This window comes from Sulfitobacter sp. 1A15299 (genome assembly GCF_043556915.1).
GTDB lineage: Bacteria > Pseudomonadota > Alphaproteobacteria > Rhodobacterales > Rhodobacteraceae > Sulfitobacter.
This window is the reverse complement of sequence record NZ_JBIFFJ010000009.1, coordinates 21842-36192: the sequence shown is the minus strand read 5'-3', so window position 1 is coordinate 36192 and position 14351 is coordinate 21842. Positions and strand designations below refer to the sequence as shown.

Genomic DNA, 14351 nt, shown 5'->3' with positions numbered 1-14351 from the left:
TCTTCCGTGGCGTCCTGCGGGCGCCAATGGGAATGGGCAGCATTTGCCTTGCCCTGTTGTGCTGCGGGAAAGTGTCCAGAGTTTGGCGGGTCTGGGGCAATAGGCGGCTCTTTAGGCTGGTTTTCAGCGCCGTTTTGGGGCGATTTCCACCGAGCGGGGAGGGGGTGGCGGTCCGCCCCTACCCACGGTTGATAAAGTTTTGAAAATCGCGAGGAATTGGGTCGCGCCCGGTCATGAGGCGTCCTACGGTGCGACAGCATGTCCCTAGGGCAGCCAGATGAGTCGCGCCTGCGAACAATGAGACCGCGACCGGACAAGAAGAGGAGAGACCGATGAATCCAGCTAATGAGCCGAGTTTCCGCGACAGTGTGGACCTGATGTTCAATCGCGCGGTCGCGCTGATGGATTTGCCGCCCGGTCTCGAAGAGAAAATCCGCGTCTGCAACGCCACCTACACGGTGCGTTTCGGCGTGCGTCTGCGGGGGCGGATCCATACGTTCACCGGCTACCGTTCGGTCCATTCCGAACATATGGAGCCTGTGAAGGGCGGTATCCGCTATTCGATGGCCGTGAACCAGAACGAGGTCGAAGCGCTGGCCGCGCTGATGACCTATAAATGCGCGCTGGTGGAAGCGCCCTTTGGCGGCTCCAAAGGCGGGCTGTGCATCGACCCGCGCGACTATGATGAGCACGAGCTAGAACTGATCACCCGGCGTTTTGCCTATGAGTTGATCAAGCGCGACATGATCAACCCCGCGCAGAACGTGCCCGCCCCCGACATGGGTACCGGCGAGCGTGAGATGGCCTGGATCGCGGACCAGTACAAACGCATGAACACCACCGACATCAACGGTGTGGCCTGCGTCACCGGCAAGCCGATCAACGCGGGCGGCATCCAAGGCCGGACCGAGGCGACAGGCCGCGGTGTGCAATACGCACTGCAAGCCTTCTTCCGCGATCCCGAGGGGCTGAAGAAAGCGGGCCTTGCCGGCAAGCTCGAAGGCAAACGCGTCATCATTCAGGGTCTCGGCAACGTGGGCTATCACGCCGCCAAATTCCTCAGCGAAGAGGATGGCGCAAAGATTACCGCGATCATCGAACGTGACGGTGCGCTTCACAGCGAAGGCGGGCTCAACGTCGAGGCGGTGCACAAGTGGATCGAAAAGCACGGCACGATCAAAGGCTATGCCGATGCGAAGTTCGAAGAGGATGGCGCCAAGTTTCTGGAAGCAGACTGCGATATCCTGATCCCCGCCGCGCTGGAGGGGGTGATCAACCTAACCAATGCCGAGCGTATCCAAGCGCCCCTGATCATCGAAGCCGCGAACGGTCCGGTGACCGCCGGGGCGGATGAGGTGCTGCGCAAGAAGGGCACGGTGATCGTGCCTGATATGTATGCCAACGCGGGCGGTGTGACGGTCTCTTACTTCGAGTGGGTCAAGAACCTCAGCCACATCCGCTTTGGCCGCATGCAGCGCCGCGCCGAGGAATCGCGTCACCAACTGGTGGTCGATGAGCTTGAGCGGCTGAGCGCGGATAAGGATCTGGGCTGGACGCTGAGCCCGAACTTCAAGGAAAAGTACCTGCGCGGTGCGGGGGAGTTGGAACTGGTCCGCTCCGGTCTCGATGACACGATGCGCACGGCCTATGAGGCGATGGCCCATGTCTGGCACAGCCGCGACGATGTCGATGATCTGCGCACGGCGGCCTATCTCGTCTCGATCGAAAAGGTCGCGGCGAGCTATCACGCCAAGGGGCTTTGAGGGGCACATCGCCTGTCTTGAAGTGACCGAAAAAGGGGCGTCTTGCGCCCCTTTTTGCCGTCCGGGGGCGGAGGAGGAGCGGGAAGCGTTTTCGGTCATTGATACTTGCGCCCCAAGTTGCTTGACTGCGCCCAGACCGGGGGAGGCGAAAGATGCGATTTTCAGGACTGCGGGTGTTGCGCGAAGGCTTGACCGGCAATCGGGGTTGGACGGCGCAATGGCGCGATCCAGAGCCGCAGGCGGAATATGACGCGGTGATCATCGGCGGCGGCGGCCACGGGCTAAGCACGGCCTATTACCTCGCCAAGAACCACGGCATGAAGAATATCGCGGTGCTTGAGAAAGGCTACCTCGGCGGGGGCAACGTGGGGCGCAACACGACCGTGGTGCGCGGCAACTACTTCCTGCCCGGCAATTCCGAGTTCTACAGCCATTCGCTCAAACTCTGGGAGGGGCTGTCGGAAGAGTTGAACTATAACGTGATGTTCAGCCAGCGCGGCGTGATCACCCTGTTCCACTCCGACGCGCAGCGCGATGCCTCGGCCCGGCGCGGCAATGCGATGATCAACCAAGGCGACGATGCGGAACTGCTTGACCGCGCGGGCCTGCGCAAACTGCTGCCCTATCTGGATTACGACAACGGGCGCTTTCCGATCCACGGTGGGTTGCTGCACCGCCGCGGCGGCACCGCGCGGCACGATGCGGTGGCTTGGGGCTATGCGCGCGGTGCGGACCAGCGCGGCGTCGATCTGATCCAGCAATGCGAAGTCACCAGCATCGACATCGAGAACGGCCGCGTGCGCGGCGTGCAGACCACGCGCGGGGCAATCCGGGCCAAGAAGGTGGCGATCGTGACGGCGGGGCGATCTGGCCAAGTCGCCGCCATGGCGGGGATGCGCCTGCCGATCGAGAGCCATGTGTTGCAGGCCTTCGTCTCCGAAGGGCTCAAGCCTGTGATCGACCATGTGATCAGCTTTGGCATGGGGCATTTCTATATCAGCCAGTCCGACAAGGGCGGGTTGGTCTTTGGCGGTGATCTGGATTTCTACGCCTCCTACGCGCAGCGCGGCAACCTGCCGATGATGGAACATGTGATGGAGGCAGGGATGACCCTGATGCCGATGATCGGCAAGGCCCGTGTGCTGCGCTCTTGGGGTGGGATCATGGACATGACGCCCGATGGCAGCCCGATCATCGACAAGACCGAGACCGAGGGTCTGTTCGTCGACTGCGGCTGGTGCTACGGCGGTTTCAAGGCGGTGCCCGCCTCGGGCTATGCGCTGGCGCATCTGATGGCCACCGGCCAGCCCCATGAGACGGCGGCGGGCTTCAGGCTCGACCGGTTCCGTTCGGGCGAAGGTCTGATGGATGAAGAGGCCACCGGGTCTCAGCACAACTTGCACTGAGGGAGGGCCAATATGCGGATCGAATGCCCCATCTGCGGCAGCCGGGATCGGCGGGAGTTCTATTATCGTGGCGATGCCATCGCCTTGGCCCGGCCTGCGCCCGATGCCTCGGATGAGGACTGGGACGCCTATCTGCACCTGCGCGACAACCCGGCGGGAGAGACCCGCGACCTGTGGCTGCATGAGACCGGCTGCGGCGCGTGGCTTGTCGTCACCCGCGATACGGTGACCCATGCGGTGCGGGCCGTGGAATTGGCGTGTGATGTGAAAAGGGCCACGGCATGAGGATCGCAGGGCGCGGATTGATCGACCGGGAGACGCCGGTCAGCTTTACCTTCGACGGGCGGCGCTATGACGGCTTTGCGGGCGATACGGTCGCCTCGGCCATGCTGGCGAACGGGCAGCGGCTGATGGGGCGGTCGTTCAAATACCACCGCCCGCGCGGGGTGCTCAGTGCGGGCAGCGAAGAGCCGAACGCGCTGGTGACCACCGGCGTTGGCCCCGCGTCGGAGCCCAACGTCCGCGCCACGATGCAAGAGATTTACGAGGGGCTGGCGGTGCGCAGCCAAAACGCATGGCCGAGCCTCGATCTCGATTTCATGGCGGTGAACGATCTGGCGTCGCCCTTTCTGGGGGCGGGGTTCTATTACAAGACCTTCATGTGGCCACGAAACTTTTGGAAGCGCGTCTATGAGCCGGTGATCCGCCGTGCGGCGGGGCTCGGGCGGTTGAGCGGCCAGCCCAATGCGGACGCCTATGAGAAAGCCTATGCCTTTTGCGATCTCTTGGTGATCGGCGCAGGCCCGGCGGGTGTGATGGCGGCGCTGGTGGCGGCGCGGGCGGGGGCGGATGTGATCCTCGCCGACGGAGATGCGCTGATGGGCGGGCGGCTGAATGCCGAGAGTGAGCGTGTCGACGGTGAGCCGGGCCATGTCTGGGCGGCTGGCGTGGTGGCGGAGCTCGCGGCGATGGACAACGTCCGTCTGATGCCCCGCACGACGGTCACCGGAGCCTATGACGGCGGCATGTTCGGCGCGTTGGAGCGGGTCAACCAACACCGCGCGCGGCGGGGCGAAGGCGCGCCGCTGGAGTGTTTCTGGCGCATCGCGGCCAAGCAATCCATCCTCGCGGCAGGCGCGTTGGAGCGCCCCGTGGCCTTCGCCAACAACGACCGCCCCGGCATCATGACGGCGGGTGCCGTGCGGGCCTACCTCAACCGCTGGGGCGTGGCTCCGGGCAAGCAAGTCGCGGTTTTTGGCAATAACGACGACGCCCACCGCACGGCCCACGATCTGGCGGCAGCAGGTGTGCATGTCGCCGCGCTGATCGACAGTCGCGAGGGCGTCAGCCGCGAGGGCGCGGATTTCCCGGTGCTGAGCGGGGCGGTAGTCTGCAACACTTCAGGCGGCAAGGAGTTGGAGGCGGTGTCGATCCGCACCGCCGGGGGCGTGCATAAGATACAGGCCGACTGTCTGGCCATGTCGGGCGGTTGGAACCCCTCGCTGCATCTCACGTGCCATATGAACGGGCGACCGACATGGTCGCCCGAGATCCACGCCTTTCTGCCCACCCCCGGCGCGGTGCCGGGAATGCATGTGGCCGGAGCCTGCAACGGCAGCTTCTCGACCCACGGCTGCCTTGCGGCGGGGGTGGCGGCGGCAGGGGAGGCGCTGGCTGCGTTGGGCCGCAAGGCGGAACCCCTCGACCTGCCGCAGGCCGATGACGCGCCCTATCGCCTTGCCCCGCTTTGGGCGGTGCCGGGCAAGGGCCGGGCGTGGCTGGATTTCCAGAACGATGTCTGCGTGAAAGACGTGCAGCAGGCGGCGGCAGAGAGTTTCCGCTCAGTCGAGCATATGAAGCGCTACACGACCCAAGGCATGGCCCCCGATCAGGGCAAGAACTCCAACGTGGCGGCACTGGCGGTGCTGGCCGATGCCACCGGGCGCGGCATTGCCGAGACGGGCACGACCACCTTCCGCCCGCCCTATACCCCGGTTGCGATTGCAGCGATGGGCGCGGGCGGGCAGGGCAAGGGCTTTGCGCCCGAACGGCTGACCACCAGCCATGCGGCCAGCCTTGCCATGAACGCCCCGATGGTAGAGGCGGGGCTGTGGTATCGCCCCAGCTATTTCCCGCGCGGGCAGGAGCGCAACTGGCGTCAATCCTGTGACCGAGAGGTCGGCTTTGTCCGCAGGACGGTGGGCATCTGCGATGTCTCGACCTTGGGTAAGATCGACATTCAGGGGCCGGATGCGGCCAAGCTGCTCGATCTGGTTTATACGAACACATTCAGCACCTTGAAGGTCGGTAAGGTGCGCTATGGTTTGATGCTGCGCGAGGATGGTTTCGTCATGGACGACGGCACCTGCGCGCGTTTGGGAGAGAGGCATTACCTGATGACCACCACCACCGGCGCCGCCGGTGAAGTGATGCGGCATCTGGAATTCGTCACGCAATGTCTGCATCCCGAATGGCAGGTGCATCTGTCTTCGGTCACCGAACACTGGGCGCAATTCGCCGTGGCGGGGCCGAAGTCTCGTGAATTGTTGAACGGGCTGCTGGCGCAGCCGATCGACAATGACAGCTTTCCCTTCATGGCCTGTGGTGACGTGCGGCTCGGCGGGGTCGCGGCGCGGCTGTTCCGCATCTCCTTCTCGGGCGAACATGCCTATGAGATCGCCGTGCCCGCACGCTTCGGCGCGGCGCTGTTCGACCTGCTGGTCGCGCGGGCCGAGGCGCTGGAGGGCGGCGCCTATGGGATGGAGGCGCTGAACGTGCTGCGGTTGGAAAAGGGCCATATCACCCATGCAGAGATCGACGGCCGCGCCACGGCAGAGGATATCGGCATGGGGCGGATGCTGTCGGACGCCAAGGACTGCATCGGCAAGACCATGTCCGAACGCCCCGGCCTGCGCGACCCGAACCGCGCGCAACTGGTCGGGTTGCGGCCCGTCGGCGCGGTGAAACAACTCACCGCAGGGGCATTTCTGTTCGAGGCCGGGGCCGAGGCCAGCCGCGAGAATGCGCAGGGCCATACGACCTCGGTCGGCTTTTCGCCGGATGTCGGCACCTTTATTGGGCTGGGCTTCGTTACCCGAGGCCGCGCCCGGCATGGGGAGGTGATGCGCATGGTCGACCATCTGCGCGAAATCGAGGCGGAGGTGGAGATCTGCGCCCCGGTCTTTGTGGACCCTGAAGGAGGGCGCGCCCGTGGTTGAATTGAAAGCGCAAACGCCGTTCGGCGGTCTGCTCCCGCTGCACATCGGCGACATGACGGTGGCGGCCCGGGATCTGGGCCAGTTGACCGTGCTGGGCGTGTTCGATCGGGCGGGCCTCACCAAGGCGCTAGAGGCGGCCCATGGGGTTACCCTTCCCGAGCCGCTTCAGAGCATTGCCAAGGGCGATGCCCAATGCCTGTGGTTTGGCCGGGAAGAGGCGCTGCTTGTCGGGCCTGCCCCGGATGAGGCGCTTGCGAAACATGCAGCCCTTGTCGATGTCTCGGACGGATGGGCAGTGGCAGAGTTGCAGGGGCCGGGGGCTGAGGATGTACTGGCGCGACTGGCCCCGGTTGACCTGCGCGCGGCGGCCTTCAAACCCGGTCAGACCCTGCGCAGCCCCTTGCGCGATATGCCCGCCGCGATCACCCGCACCGACACCGGCTTTTTGTTGATGGTCTATCGGTCGATGGCCGCCACTTTGGTGCAGGAGTTGCGCCGCGCTATGGAAGCGGTGGCATCGCGGCGCTAGGTTGTCCCGCAGGGGCCCGAATCCCCGTTTGGCAAACAACGGAGCATAGATATGAACAGAACGATTTTCGCCGCATTGGCCGCGATCAGCATGGCGGTCTCGGGCCCGGCGCTGGCGGCCTCGAAAAAAGAGACGAGCTGCACACATCAGGCCGCCGTGGTCGCCGCCGTGCAGCAGGCCCGCCTCGACCGCGTGAAAGAGCGCCAAGTCCCCGCCGCCGTGAAGGCCAAGGCGACATGGCCCGAAAGCTTTAACACCGCAATCCCGCTGGTGACCCCTTGGGTCTACGAGATGAAAATGCGCGACGTGAAAAAGAACGATCTTGCCGCGGCGTGGAAAGAAATGTGCCTCGCCCAATAGGCTGACGAACGCCGTGCCGGGCAGGGGGGCTGCCCGGCAAGAGGGGCGTTTTGCCGCCCGCTGCCGCTCTGCCTCCTCTGGACTCTGAACTGCCCCAGCCGGTATATGAAGCCATGAGCCTGCCCCCCGGATTTTTGGAAGAACTGCGTGACCGCGCCAGCCTGTCTCAGGTGGTGGGGCGCAAGGTCATTTGGGACAACCGAAAGTCCAATCAGGGCAAGGGCGACATGTGGGCGCCGTGCCCCTTCCATCAGGAAAAATCCGCCAGCTTTCACGTCGATGATCGCAAGGGGTTTTACTATTGCTTTGGCTGCCACGCGAAGGGGGATGCGATCTCTTTCGTGCGCGAGACCGAGAATGTGAGCTTCATGGAGGCGGTGGAGATCATCGCCCGTGAAGTTGGCATGCCGATCCCCAAGCAAGACCCCCGTGCGCAGGCCAAGGCCGACAAACGCACGCAATTGGCGGAGGTGATGGAACAGGCGGTGCAATGGTTCCGCCTGCAACTGCGCACCGGGGCGGCGGGGGCGGCGCGCGATTATCTGGCCAAACGCGGCTTGTCGGAACAGGCGCAGGCCCATTGGGAGATTGGTTTCGCCCCGAACAGTTGGCAGGGGCTTTGGGATGCGCTGAAAGCCAAGGGCGTGGCGGATGAGTTGATCCTCGGCGCGGGGCTGGCGAAACCTTCGTCGAAAGGCGGCAAGCCCTATGACACCTTCCGCGGGCGCATCATGTTCCCGATCCGCGATGCGCGGGGGCGGGCGATTGCCTTTGGCGGCCGCGCGATGGACCCCGAGGATAACGCGAAATACCTCAACTCGCCCGAGACCGAACTTTTTGACAAGGGCCGCAGCCTTTACAACGTCAAACACGCCCGCGCCGCCGCAGGGCGGGGGCAGCCGCTGATCGTGGCCGAAGGCTATATGGATGTGATCGCCCTGCATGGGGCGGGGTTCGAAGGGGCCGTGGCCCCCTTGGGCACCGCGATCACCGAGAACCAATTGCAGATGCTGTGGCGGATCGCGCCAGAGCCGATCATTACGCTGGATGGCGACGCGGCGGGCCAACGCGCGGCGCTGCGCCTGATTGATCTGGCCCTGCCGCTGTTGGAAGCCGGGCAGAGCCTGCGTTTCGCCGTGATGCCCGAGGGGCAGGATCCCGACGATCTGCTACGCGCGCAGGGGGCGGCGGCCTTGCAAAAGCTCTTGGACAACGCCCTGCCCATGGTGCGCCTGCTGTGGCAGCGTGAGACCGAGGGCAAGGTTTTCGACAGCCCCGAACGCAAGGCCGCGCTGGACAAAAGCCTGCGCGAAAAGATCAAGTTGATCCGCGACCCGTCGATCCGCAGCCATTATGGGCAAGAGATCAAGGATCTGCGGTGGGATCTGTTCCGCCCGCAGAAGAAACGGCCCGAATTCCGCCCCGTGGGCGGCAAAGGGCCGGGCAAGGGTAAAGGCGGGAAGGGCGCTGCTTGGGGCGCGCCGCTGGCCCCGCTGGCCAGCACCAAAGCCTCGGCCCTCGTGGCGATGAGCGATGAGCAAGTGGGCATGCATCTCCGGGAGGCGGTGATCCTTGTGGCGCTCGTCGATTGCCCGCAATTGGTCGAGATCTTTGAGACCGGGTTGGAGGCGATGCGCTGCGATGATCCAGATCACGCGCGGCTGCGCGATCTGCTGCTGCGCTTTGGCCATGCGGGGCAAGAGACGCTGCGCGAAGAGATTTCCTATTCCCTCGGCTGGGAGACCCTTGAAAACATGAAGGGGCAACGCCACGTTGCCATCACGCCCTGCATCCGCAATCCCGGTAACGTGGATATGACCCGCCTGACCGTGGCCGGGGAACTGGCCAAACTGGATGCCGCCCGCGGGCTGAACGAAGAGATTGCCGAAGCCGTCGAAGACCTGAGCGGCCCGGCGGATGAGGGGGTCACTTGGCGTTTGAGCGAAGCGGCCCGTGCCGCCGACCTTGCCCGCCGCAGCGCACAGGAAGAAAGCAACGGAGAGTTCGACGTGGGCGACAACGGCATGACGATGGACCGCGACGAGCGCAGCGCATTGGACGCGCTCTTGGGAACGATTAAATATGACAAGTCAAAGGGCCGCGGATGAGCATCGGCGTGGCCCATTTGCAGGACTTTTTGAAAATGCTGGGCAACGGGTTTAAGAATCACCCATAACCTCGCATGATTCGGAAAACCGAATCGTCTGCGGATGATTCGCGCTGACGCGCTGGAGGAGCATGAGATGGCTGCCAAAGATACGAATGACGACGCAAAGAGCAACGATTCAGAGGCTGGCCACTCGCTCGACATGAGCCAAGCCGCCGTCAAGAAGATGATCGGTGAGGCCCGTGAGAAGGGCTATATCACCTATGATCAGCTCAACACGGTGCTGCCGCCCGATCAGGTCAGCTCGGAACAGATCGAAGACGTGATGTCGATGCTCTCGGAAATGGGCATCAACATCATTGAAGACGAGGAAGCCGAAGAGGAAGAGAACAAAGGCTCGACCGAGGTTGCGACCACTGAGTCCAACCGCGACGTGGCGTTGTCTTCGGGCACCTCCGAGAAGCTTGACCGCACCGATGACCCGGTGCGCATGTACCTGCGCGAGATGGGCAGTGTCGAACTGCTCAGCCGCGAGGGCGAGATCGCCATTGCCAAGCGGATCGAAGCTGGCCGCAACACGATGATCGCCGGGCTTTGCGAAAGCCCGCTGACCTTCCAAGCGATCACCATCTGGCGCGACGAACTTCTTTCTGAAGACATTCTGCTGCGCGATGTCATTGACCTTGAAGCGACCTTTGGCACGCAGATGGGCGATGAGGAGGAAACTTCTCCGGTCGTGGCCCCGACCGCCGGAGGGGAGGCCAAGAGCGAGGACTCCAAGCCCGAATATGACGCCGATGGCAATCCGATCTCGTCGGACGACGACGATGACGAGGACGAACAGGCCAACATGAGCCTTGCGGCCATGGAGGCGGCGCTGAAACCGCAGGTTCTGGAAGCGCTCGACATCATCGCGGATGACTATGAAAAGCTCAGCGCGATGCAGGACAGCCGCATCTCAGCCACGCTGAACGAAGACGGCTCTTTCACCAAAGAGCAGGAAGAGACCTATCAAAAGCTGCGGTCGGAGATCGTGCTTTTGGTGAACGACCTGCACCTGCACAACAACCGTATCGAAGCGCTGATCGACCAGCTTTACGGCATCAACCGCCGCATCATGCAGATTGACAGCGCCATGGTGAAGCTCGCCGACCAAGCACGCATCAACCGCAAGGAATTTGTCGACAACTATCGCGGCTACGAGCTTGATCCCAACTGGATGGAGCGGATGGCCGAGAAATCCGGTCGCGGCTGGCAGATGTTCATCGAACGCTCCAGCGACAAGGTCGAGGAACTGCGCGCCGACATGGCGCAGGTCGGTCAATACGTCGGTCTGGATATCTCGGAATTCCGCCGCATCGTGCAGCAGGTCCAGAAGGGCGAAAAGGAAGCGCGTCAGGCCAAGAAGGAAATGGTCGAGGCGAACCTGCGCCTCGTGATCTCCATCGCCAAGAAATACACGAACCGCGGGCTGCAATTCCTCGATCTCATTCAGGAAGGCAACATTGGCCTGATGAAGGCCGTCGACAAGTTCGAATACCGCCGCGGCTATAAGTTCAGCACCTACGCGACATGGTGGATCCGTCAGGCGATCACCCGCTCGATTGCCGACCAAGCGCGCACCATCCGTATTCCGGTGCATATGATCGAGACGATCAACAAGCTCGTGCGCACCGGCCGCCAGATGCTGCATGAGATCGGCCGCGAGCCGACGCCCGAGGAACTGGCCGAGAAGCTGCAAATGCCGCTCGAAAAGGTCCGCAAGGTAATGAAGATCGCCAAGGAGCCGATCAGCCTTGAGACGCCCATCGGCGACGAGGAAGACAGCCAGCTGGGCGATTTCATTGAGGACAAGAATGCCGTGCTGCCGCTCGACAGCGCCATTCAGGAAAACCTCAAAGAAACCACGACGCGGGTGCTGTCCTCGCTCACGCCCCGCGAGGAACGGGTTCTGCGGATGCGTTTCGGCATCGGCATGAACACCGATCACACGCTCGAAGAGGTTGGTCAGCAGTTCAGCGTGACCCGCGAACGTATTCGCCAGATCGAAGCCAAGGCGCTGCGCAAGCTCAAACATCCGAGCCGCTCGCGCAAGCTGCGCAGCTTCCTTGATCAATAAGTCAAAACGCGGCCCCGGTGGCCGCGTTTTCTTTTGTGGGGCAGGTCTTTGACCTGCCGCCCGCGCCGCTTACATCAAGGGGGTATCCCAAGAAGGATCCCATGATGCGCAAAACTGTCCTCACGCTTCTTTGCCTTACGCTGCCGCTGCAGGCCGCTGCGCAGGCTTACCGGGCCGAAAACTGGTTGATCGTCATGCCCCTCACCGCGCAGGAGTTCGAGGTGATCGAAGACCACGGCGCGGGCGCGCGTCACATCTGGTGCGCCGCGGCGGAGTTTGCGCAGGACGTGCTGGGCCTCCCGCGAGGGGAGCGGCTCTATGTCAAAACCCCGCGCGGCCCGTCGGTGAGCGGCGTGGGCCGTACCGGCGTCGTCTTCAGCACCAACCCTGACCGGGTGAGCGGTGACATGGAGAAGTCCTATTCCGTCACCATCAACCGCGCGGGAGAGAACCTGCCCAGCCACCATGCCCGGCAGTTCTGTCTGGATCGCATAATTGAGTTGCGGGATTTCTGAACCACGCGAGCCGTTGTTTTCAGACAGCGGCGAGCCTATCCTGCACGTATTCTTGCAACGGATTGATTTCATGCGTTTTATGCTCGCCAGCCTGTTTCTGACCCTCGGCACCAGCCAAGCCTATGCCCATTGCCATCAGCGCAGCGCTACCGTTCTGACCTGTACGATTGACCAAGGGGCAAAGCAGTTGGAAGTCTGTCTCGACGGGGAAGAGGTGATTTACCGCTTCGGCCCGCCTGACGCGCCCGCTCTGACCTTGAGCGCCCCAATCTCGGAGGTCGCGCATCAGCCTTGGCCGGGTATAGGTCGCGCCATTTGGGAGAGCACGACCTTCCAAAATGGTGCCTTTTCCTATGAGGTGCACGGTTCTTTCGACAAACTCGGTCAGATCAGCGACGGCAGGGTAACGGTGCGCAAGAATGGGCGCGAGATTGCCTCGCTTTCCTGCGACAGCGGTTCGACGGAACTGGGTCTATTCGCGATAAGCGATGCGAAAGAGGCGGCAGGGCAGTGCTGGGACCCATACGCGCAGCGTTGGGGAGCCTGTTGAGATGCAGACAGTTTTTACCATTCAAACCCGGGGTCAGGCGCTCTACGAGTTCACGGATGACGTGGCCCGCTGGATTACGGGGCAGGGGGACGGGCTGTTGACGCTCTTGGTGCAGCACACCTCGGCCTCCCTGTTGATCCAAGAGAACGCCGACCCAGATGTGCAGCGCGACCTTCTGGCCTATTTCGCCCGGTTGGTGCCACCTGCCGATGCGCCGCAGATGCGCTATCTCACGCATCTGATAGAAGGGCCGGATGATATGCCTGCGCATATCAAAGCCTCGGTTCTGCCGGTGAGCCTTAGTATCCCCGTCGCGCAGGGGCGGATGATGTTGGGGACATGGCAGGGCATCTACCTGTTCGAGCATCGCGACGCCCCGCATCAGCGGCGCATCGCGGCGCATTTCCGGCCCGACTGACGCGCGAGTGGGCAGGGCTCAGCCCGTTGGCATCAGATAGATTTCACGCACCGCCGCCCGCGCAGGCGCATCAAGCGCATGCATCACCGCATTCGCCACGTCCTCGGGTTGCAGCTTGTCGGGTTTGGCCTCGTCGAAAAAGGCGGTGTCGACCATTCCGGGCGAGACCACCATGCAGCGGCCACCCCATTCGGCCATCTCATCCGCCAGATTGCCCGCGAAACCGTGGATGAACCATTTGGTAGCGCTATAAATCGAGCCTTGGATATGGCGCCGCCCGGCAGCAGAGCCGGTCACAACATATTGGCCGGTCGTTTTGCGCAGATGTGGCATTGCGGTATGGGCGGTATAGAGCGCGCCCATGATATTGAGATCGACCATCGCCTTCCAATCCTGCGGGTCGCCATTCTCGGTCCCCGCCGGGCTGGTGCCGCGCCCGGCATTGGCAAAGGCCGCGTCGACCCCGCCAAAGTGATCGGCGAGCTTGTCGATCGCCTGTTTCTGCGCATCGTAATCGGTGGCGTCGCCCACCAATACCAGCGCCTGATCGCCAATCTCATCGGCGAGGGCGTTCAGTTTCTCTTCGCTGCGGGCAAAGAGGCCGATGTTCCAGCCTGCTTTCGCCGCCGCGCGGGCGGTGGCCGCGCCGATCCCGCTGGAGGCGCCGGTCAGGAAAAGTGTCTTGGTCATGATATGCTCCGTTTATAGCCTTCGCTGACCAACGCGGGGGCATGGCGTTGGGTCCATGACACATATTTGAACGCAAGATATAGCTGTGGAAATCTTCTCTACCCAAAACCTCGCGGCTCCCCTATAAGTTTTGACAAGAGGGCCGCGCGCCCCACAAGTGAGGCAGGATGAAGAGGGGGACGGCCGATGCGCTGCCCGTTTTGCGGAAATATCGACACCCAAGTGAAAGACAGCCGCCCGGCCGAGGATCACGTCTCGATCCGGCGCAGACGGTTCTGCCCAGCTTGCGGGGGCCGCTTCACCACCTATGAACGGGTGCAACTGCGCGATCTTGTGGTGATCAAAACCTCTGGCAAACGCGAGGATTTTGACCGGGATAAGCTCGAACGCTCAATCCGCATCTCCATGCAGAAACGCCCCATTGATCCCGAACGTATCGATCAGATGATCTCGGGCATCGTGCGCCGGTTGGAAAGCATGGGCGAGACCGACATCAGCTCGAAACATATCGGTGAGATCGTGATGGAGGCGCTGGCCCGGATCGACACCGTGGCCTATGTGCGTTTCGCCTCTGTTTACAAGAACTTCCAAGCCGCGGACGATTTCGACAAATTCGTTCAGGAACTGCGGCCCGACGCCCTGCCGGAAGAGTGACCGGCGAGAGGGTGAGCGACGC

At 62.9% G+C, this 14351-nt stretch carries 13 protein-coding genes; 12 read left to right on the top strand and 1 reads right to left on the bottom strand.

Going from position 1 to position 14351, the window contains the following annotated elements; genetic code table 11:
* Nucleotides 1-332 precede the first annotated feature (332 nt).
* From ACGYK7_RS11300 to ACGYK7_RS11250, 11 genes are all read left to right on the top strand, one after another.
* Entirely contained in the window at nt 333-1763 is a 1431-nt protein-coding gene (locus tag ACGYK7_RS11300) for a Glu/Leu/Phe/Val dehydrogenase (protein WP_394402272.1), read from the top strand.
* A gap of 152 nt (nt 1764-1915) precedes the next feature.
* A complete protein-coding gene (locus tag ACGYK7_RS11295) occupies nt 1916-3169 on the top strand; it encodes a sarcosine oxidase subunit beta family protein (RefSeq protein ID WP_394402269.1) in 1254 nt (417 codons plus the stop codon).
* Between the two features lie 12 nt (nt 3170-3181).
* A complete protein-coding gene (locus tag ACGYK7_RS11290; protein ID WP_394402266.1) occupies nt 3182-3454 on the top strand; it encodes a sarcosine oxidase subunit delta in 273 nt (90 codons plus the stop codon).
* Complete coding sequence (locus ACGYK7_RS11285) at nt 3451-6387, top strand: sarcosine oxidase subunit alpha family protein (RefSeq protein ID WP_394402264.1); 2937 nt, start codon at nt 3451-3453, stop codon at nt 6385-6387. Before ACGYK7_RS11290 ends, ACGYK7_RS11285 begins: the two co-directional genes overlap by 4 nt.
* A complete protein-coding gene (locus ACGYK7_RS11280) occupies nt 6380-6916 on the top strand; it encodes a sarcosine oxidase subunit gamma (protein WP_394402262.1) in 537 nt (178 codons plus the stop codon). Before ACGYK7_RS11285 ends, ACGYK7_RS11280 begins: the two co-directional genes overlap by 8 nt.
* Before the next feature lie 51 nt (nt 6917-6967).
* Nucleotides 6968-7276, top strand: a complete 309-nt coding sequence (locus ACGYK7_RS11275; protein WP_394402259.1) for a hypothetical protein — start codon at nt 6968-6970, stop codon at nt 7274-7276.
* 113 nt (nt 7277-7389) lie between these two features.
* Nucleotides 7390-9384: a DNA primase gene (gene dnaG / locus ACGYK7_RS11270; RefSeq protein WP_394402257.1), complete on the top strand. Its 1995-nt coding sequence runs from the start codon at nt 7390-7392 to the stop codon at nt 9382-9384.
* A 135-nt stretch (nt 9385-9519) separates the two neighbouring features.
* Nucleotides 9520-11502: an RNA polymerase sigma factor RpoD gene (gene rpoD / locus ACGYK7_RS11265; protein ID WP_394402256.1), complete on the top strand. Its 1983-nt coding sequence runs from the start codon at nt 9520-9522 to the stop codon at nt 11500-11502.
* A gap of 104 nt (nt 11503-11606) precedes the next feature.
* Nucleotides 11607-12017, top strand: coding sequence for a hypothetical protein (locus ACGYK7_RS11260; RefSeq protein ID WP_394402253.1), 411 nt, complete (start codon nt 11607-11609; stop codon nt 12015-12017).
* 70 nt (nt 12018-12087) lie between these two features.
* On the top strand, nt 12088-12567 hold the full coding sequence (locus ACGYK7_RS11255) for a hypothetical protein (protein WP_394402251.1): 480 nt from the start codon (nt 12088-12090) through the stop codon (nt 12565-12567).
* A 1-nt stretch (nt 12568) separates the two neighbouring features.
* On the top strand, nt 12569-12985 hold the full coding sequence (locus ACGYK7_RS11250) for a secondary thiamine-phosphate synthase enzyme YjbQ (protein WP_394402248.1): 417 nt from the start codon (nt 12569-12571) through the stop codon (nt 12983-12985).
* Between the two features lie 18 nt (nt 12986-13003).
* On the opposite strand, the gene ACGYK7_RS11245 is transcribed toward ACGYK7_RS11250, so the two are convergent.
* Complete coding sequence (locus ACGYK7_RS11245) at nt 13004-13675, bottom strand: SDR family oxidoreductase (RefSeq protein ID WP_394402245.1); 672 nt, start codon at nt 13673-13675, stop codon at nt 13004-13006.
* A 186-nt stretch (nt 13676-13861) separates the two neighbouring features.
* On the opposite strand from ACGYK7_RS11245, the gene nrdR reads away from it, so the two are divergent.
* Nucleotides 13862-14329 carry a transcriptional regulator NrdR gene (gene nrdR, locus ACGYK7_RS11240; RefSeq protein ID WP_067264800.1) on the top strand — a complete coding sequence of 156 codons (468 nt, stop codon included), beginning with the start codon at nt 13862-13864 and terminating at the stop codon, nt 14327-14329.
* Nucleotides 14330-14351: the final 22 nt, after the last annotated feature.

Coding starts and splice junctions, on each gene's coding strand:
- ACGYK7_RS11300 (WP_394402272.1), top strand. CDS start 333: ATGAATCCAGCTAATGAGCCGAGTTTCCGCGACAGTGTGGACCTGATG.
- ACGYK7_RS11295 (WP_394402269.1), top strand. CDS start 1,916: ATGCGATTTTCAGGACTGCGGGTGTTGCGCGAAGGCTTGACCGGCAAT.
- ACGYK7_RS11290 (WP_394402266.1), top strand. CDS start 3,182: ATGCGGATCGAATGCCCCATCTGCGGCAGCCGGGATCGGCGGGAGTTC.
- ACGYK7_RS11285 (WP_394402264.1), top strand. CDS start 3,451: ATGAGGATCGCAGGGCGCGGATTGATCGACCGGGAGACGCCGGTCAGC.
- ACGYK7_RS11275 (WP_394402259.1), top strand. CDS start 6,968: ATGAACAGAACGATTTTCGCCGCATTGGCCGCGATCAGCATGGCGGTC.
- dnaG (WP_394402257.1), top strand. CDS start 7,390: ATGAGCCTGCCCCCCGGATTTTTGGAAGAACTGCGTGACCGCGCCAGC.
- rpoD (WP_394402256.1), top strand. CDS start 9,520: ATGGCTGCCAAAGATACGAATGACGACGCAAAGAGCAACGATTCAGAG.
- ACGYK7_RS11260 (WP_394402253.1), top strand. CDS start 11,607: ATGCGCAAAACTGTCCTCACGCTTCTTTGCCTTACGCTGCCGCTGCAG.
- ACGYK7_RS11255 (WP_394402251.1), top strand. CDS start 12,088: ATGCGTTTTATGCTCGCCAGCCTGTTTCTGACCCTCGGCACCAGCCAA.
- ACGYK7_RS11250 (WP_394402248.1), top strand. CDS start 12,569: ATGCAGACAGTTTTTACCATTCAAACCCGGGGTCAGGCGCTCTACGAG.
- ACGYK7_RS11245 (WP_394402245.1), bottom strand. CDS start 13,675: ATGACCAAGACACTTTTCCTGACCGGCGCCTCCAGCGGGATCGGCGCG.
- nrdR (WP_067264800.1), top strand. CDS start 13,862: ATGCGCTGCCCGTTTTGCGGAAATATCGACACCCAAGTGAAAGACAGC.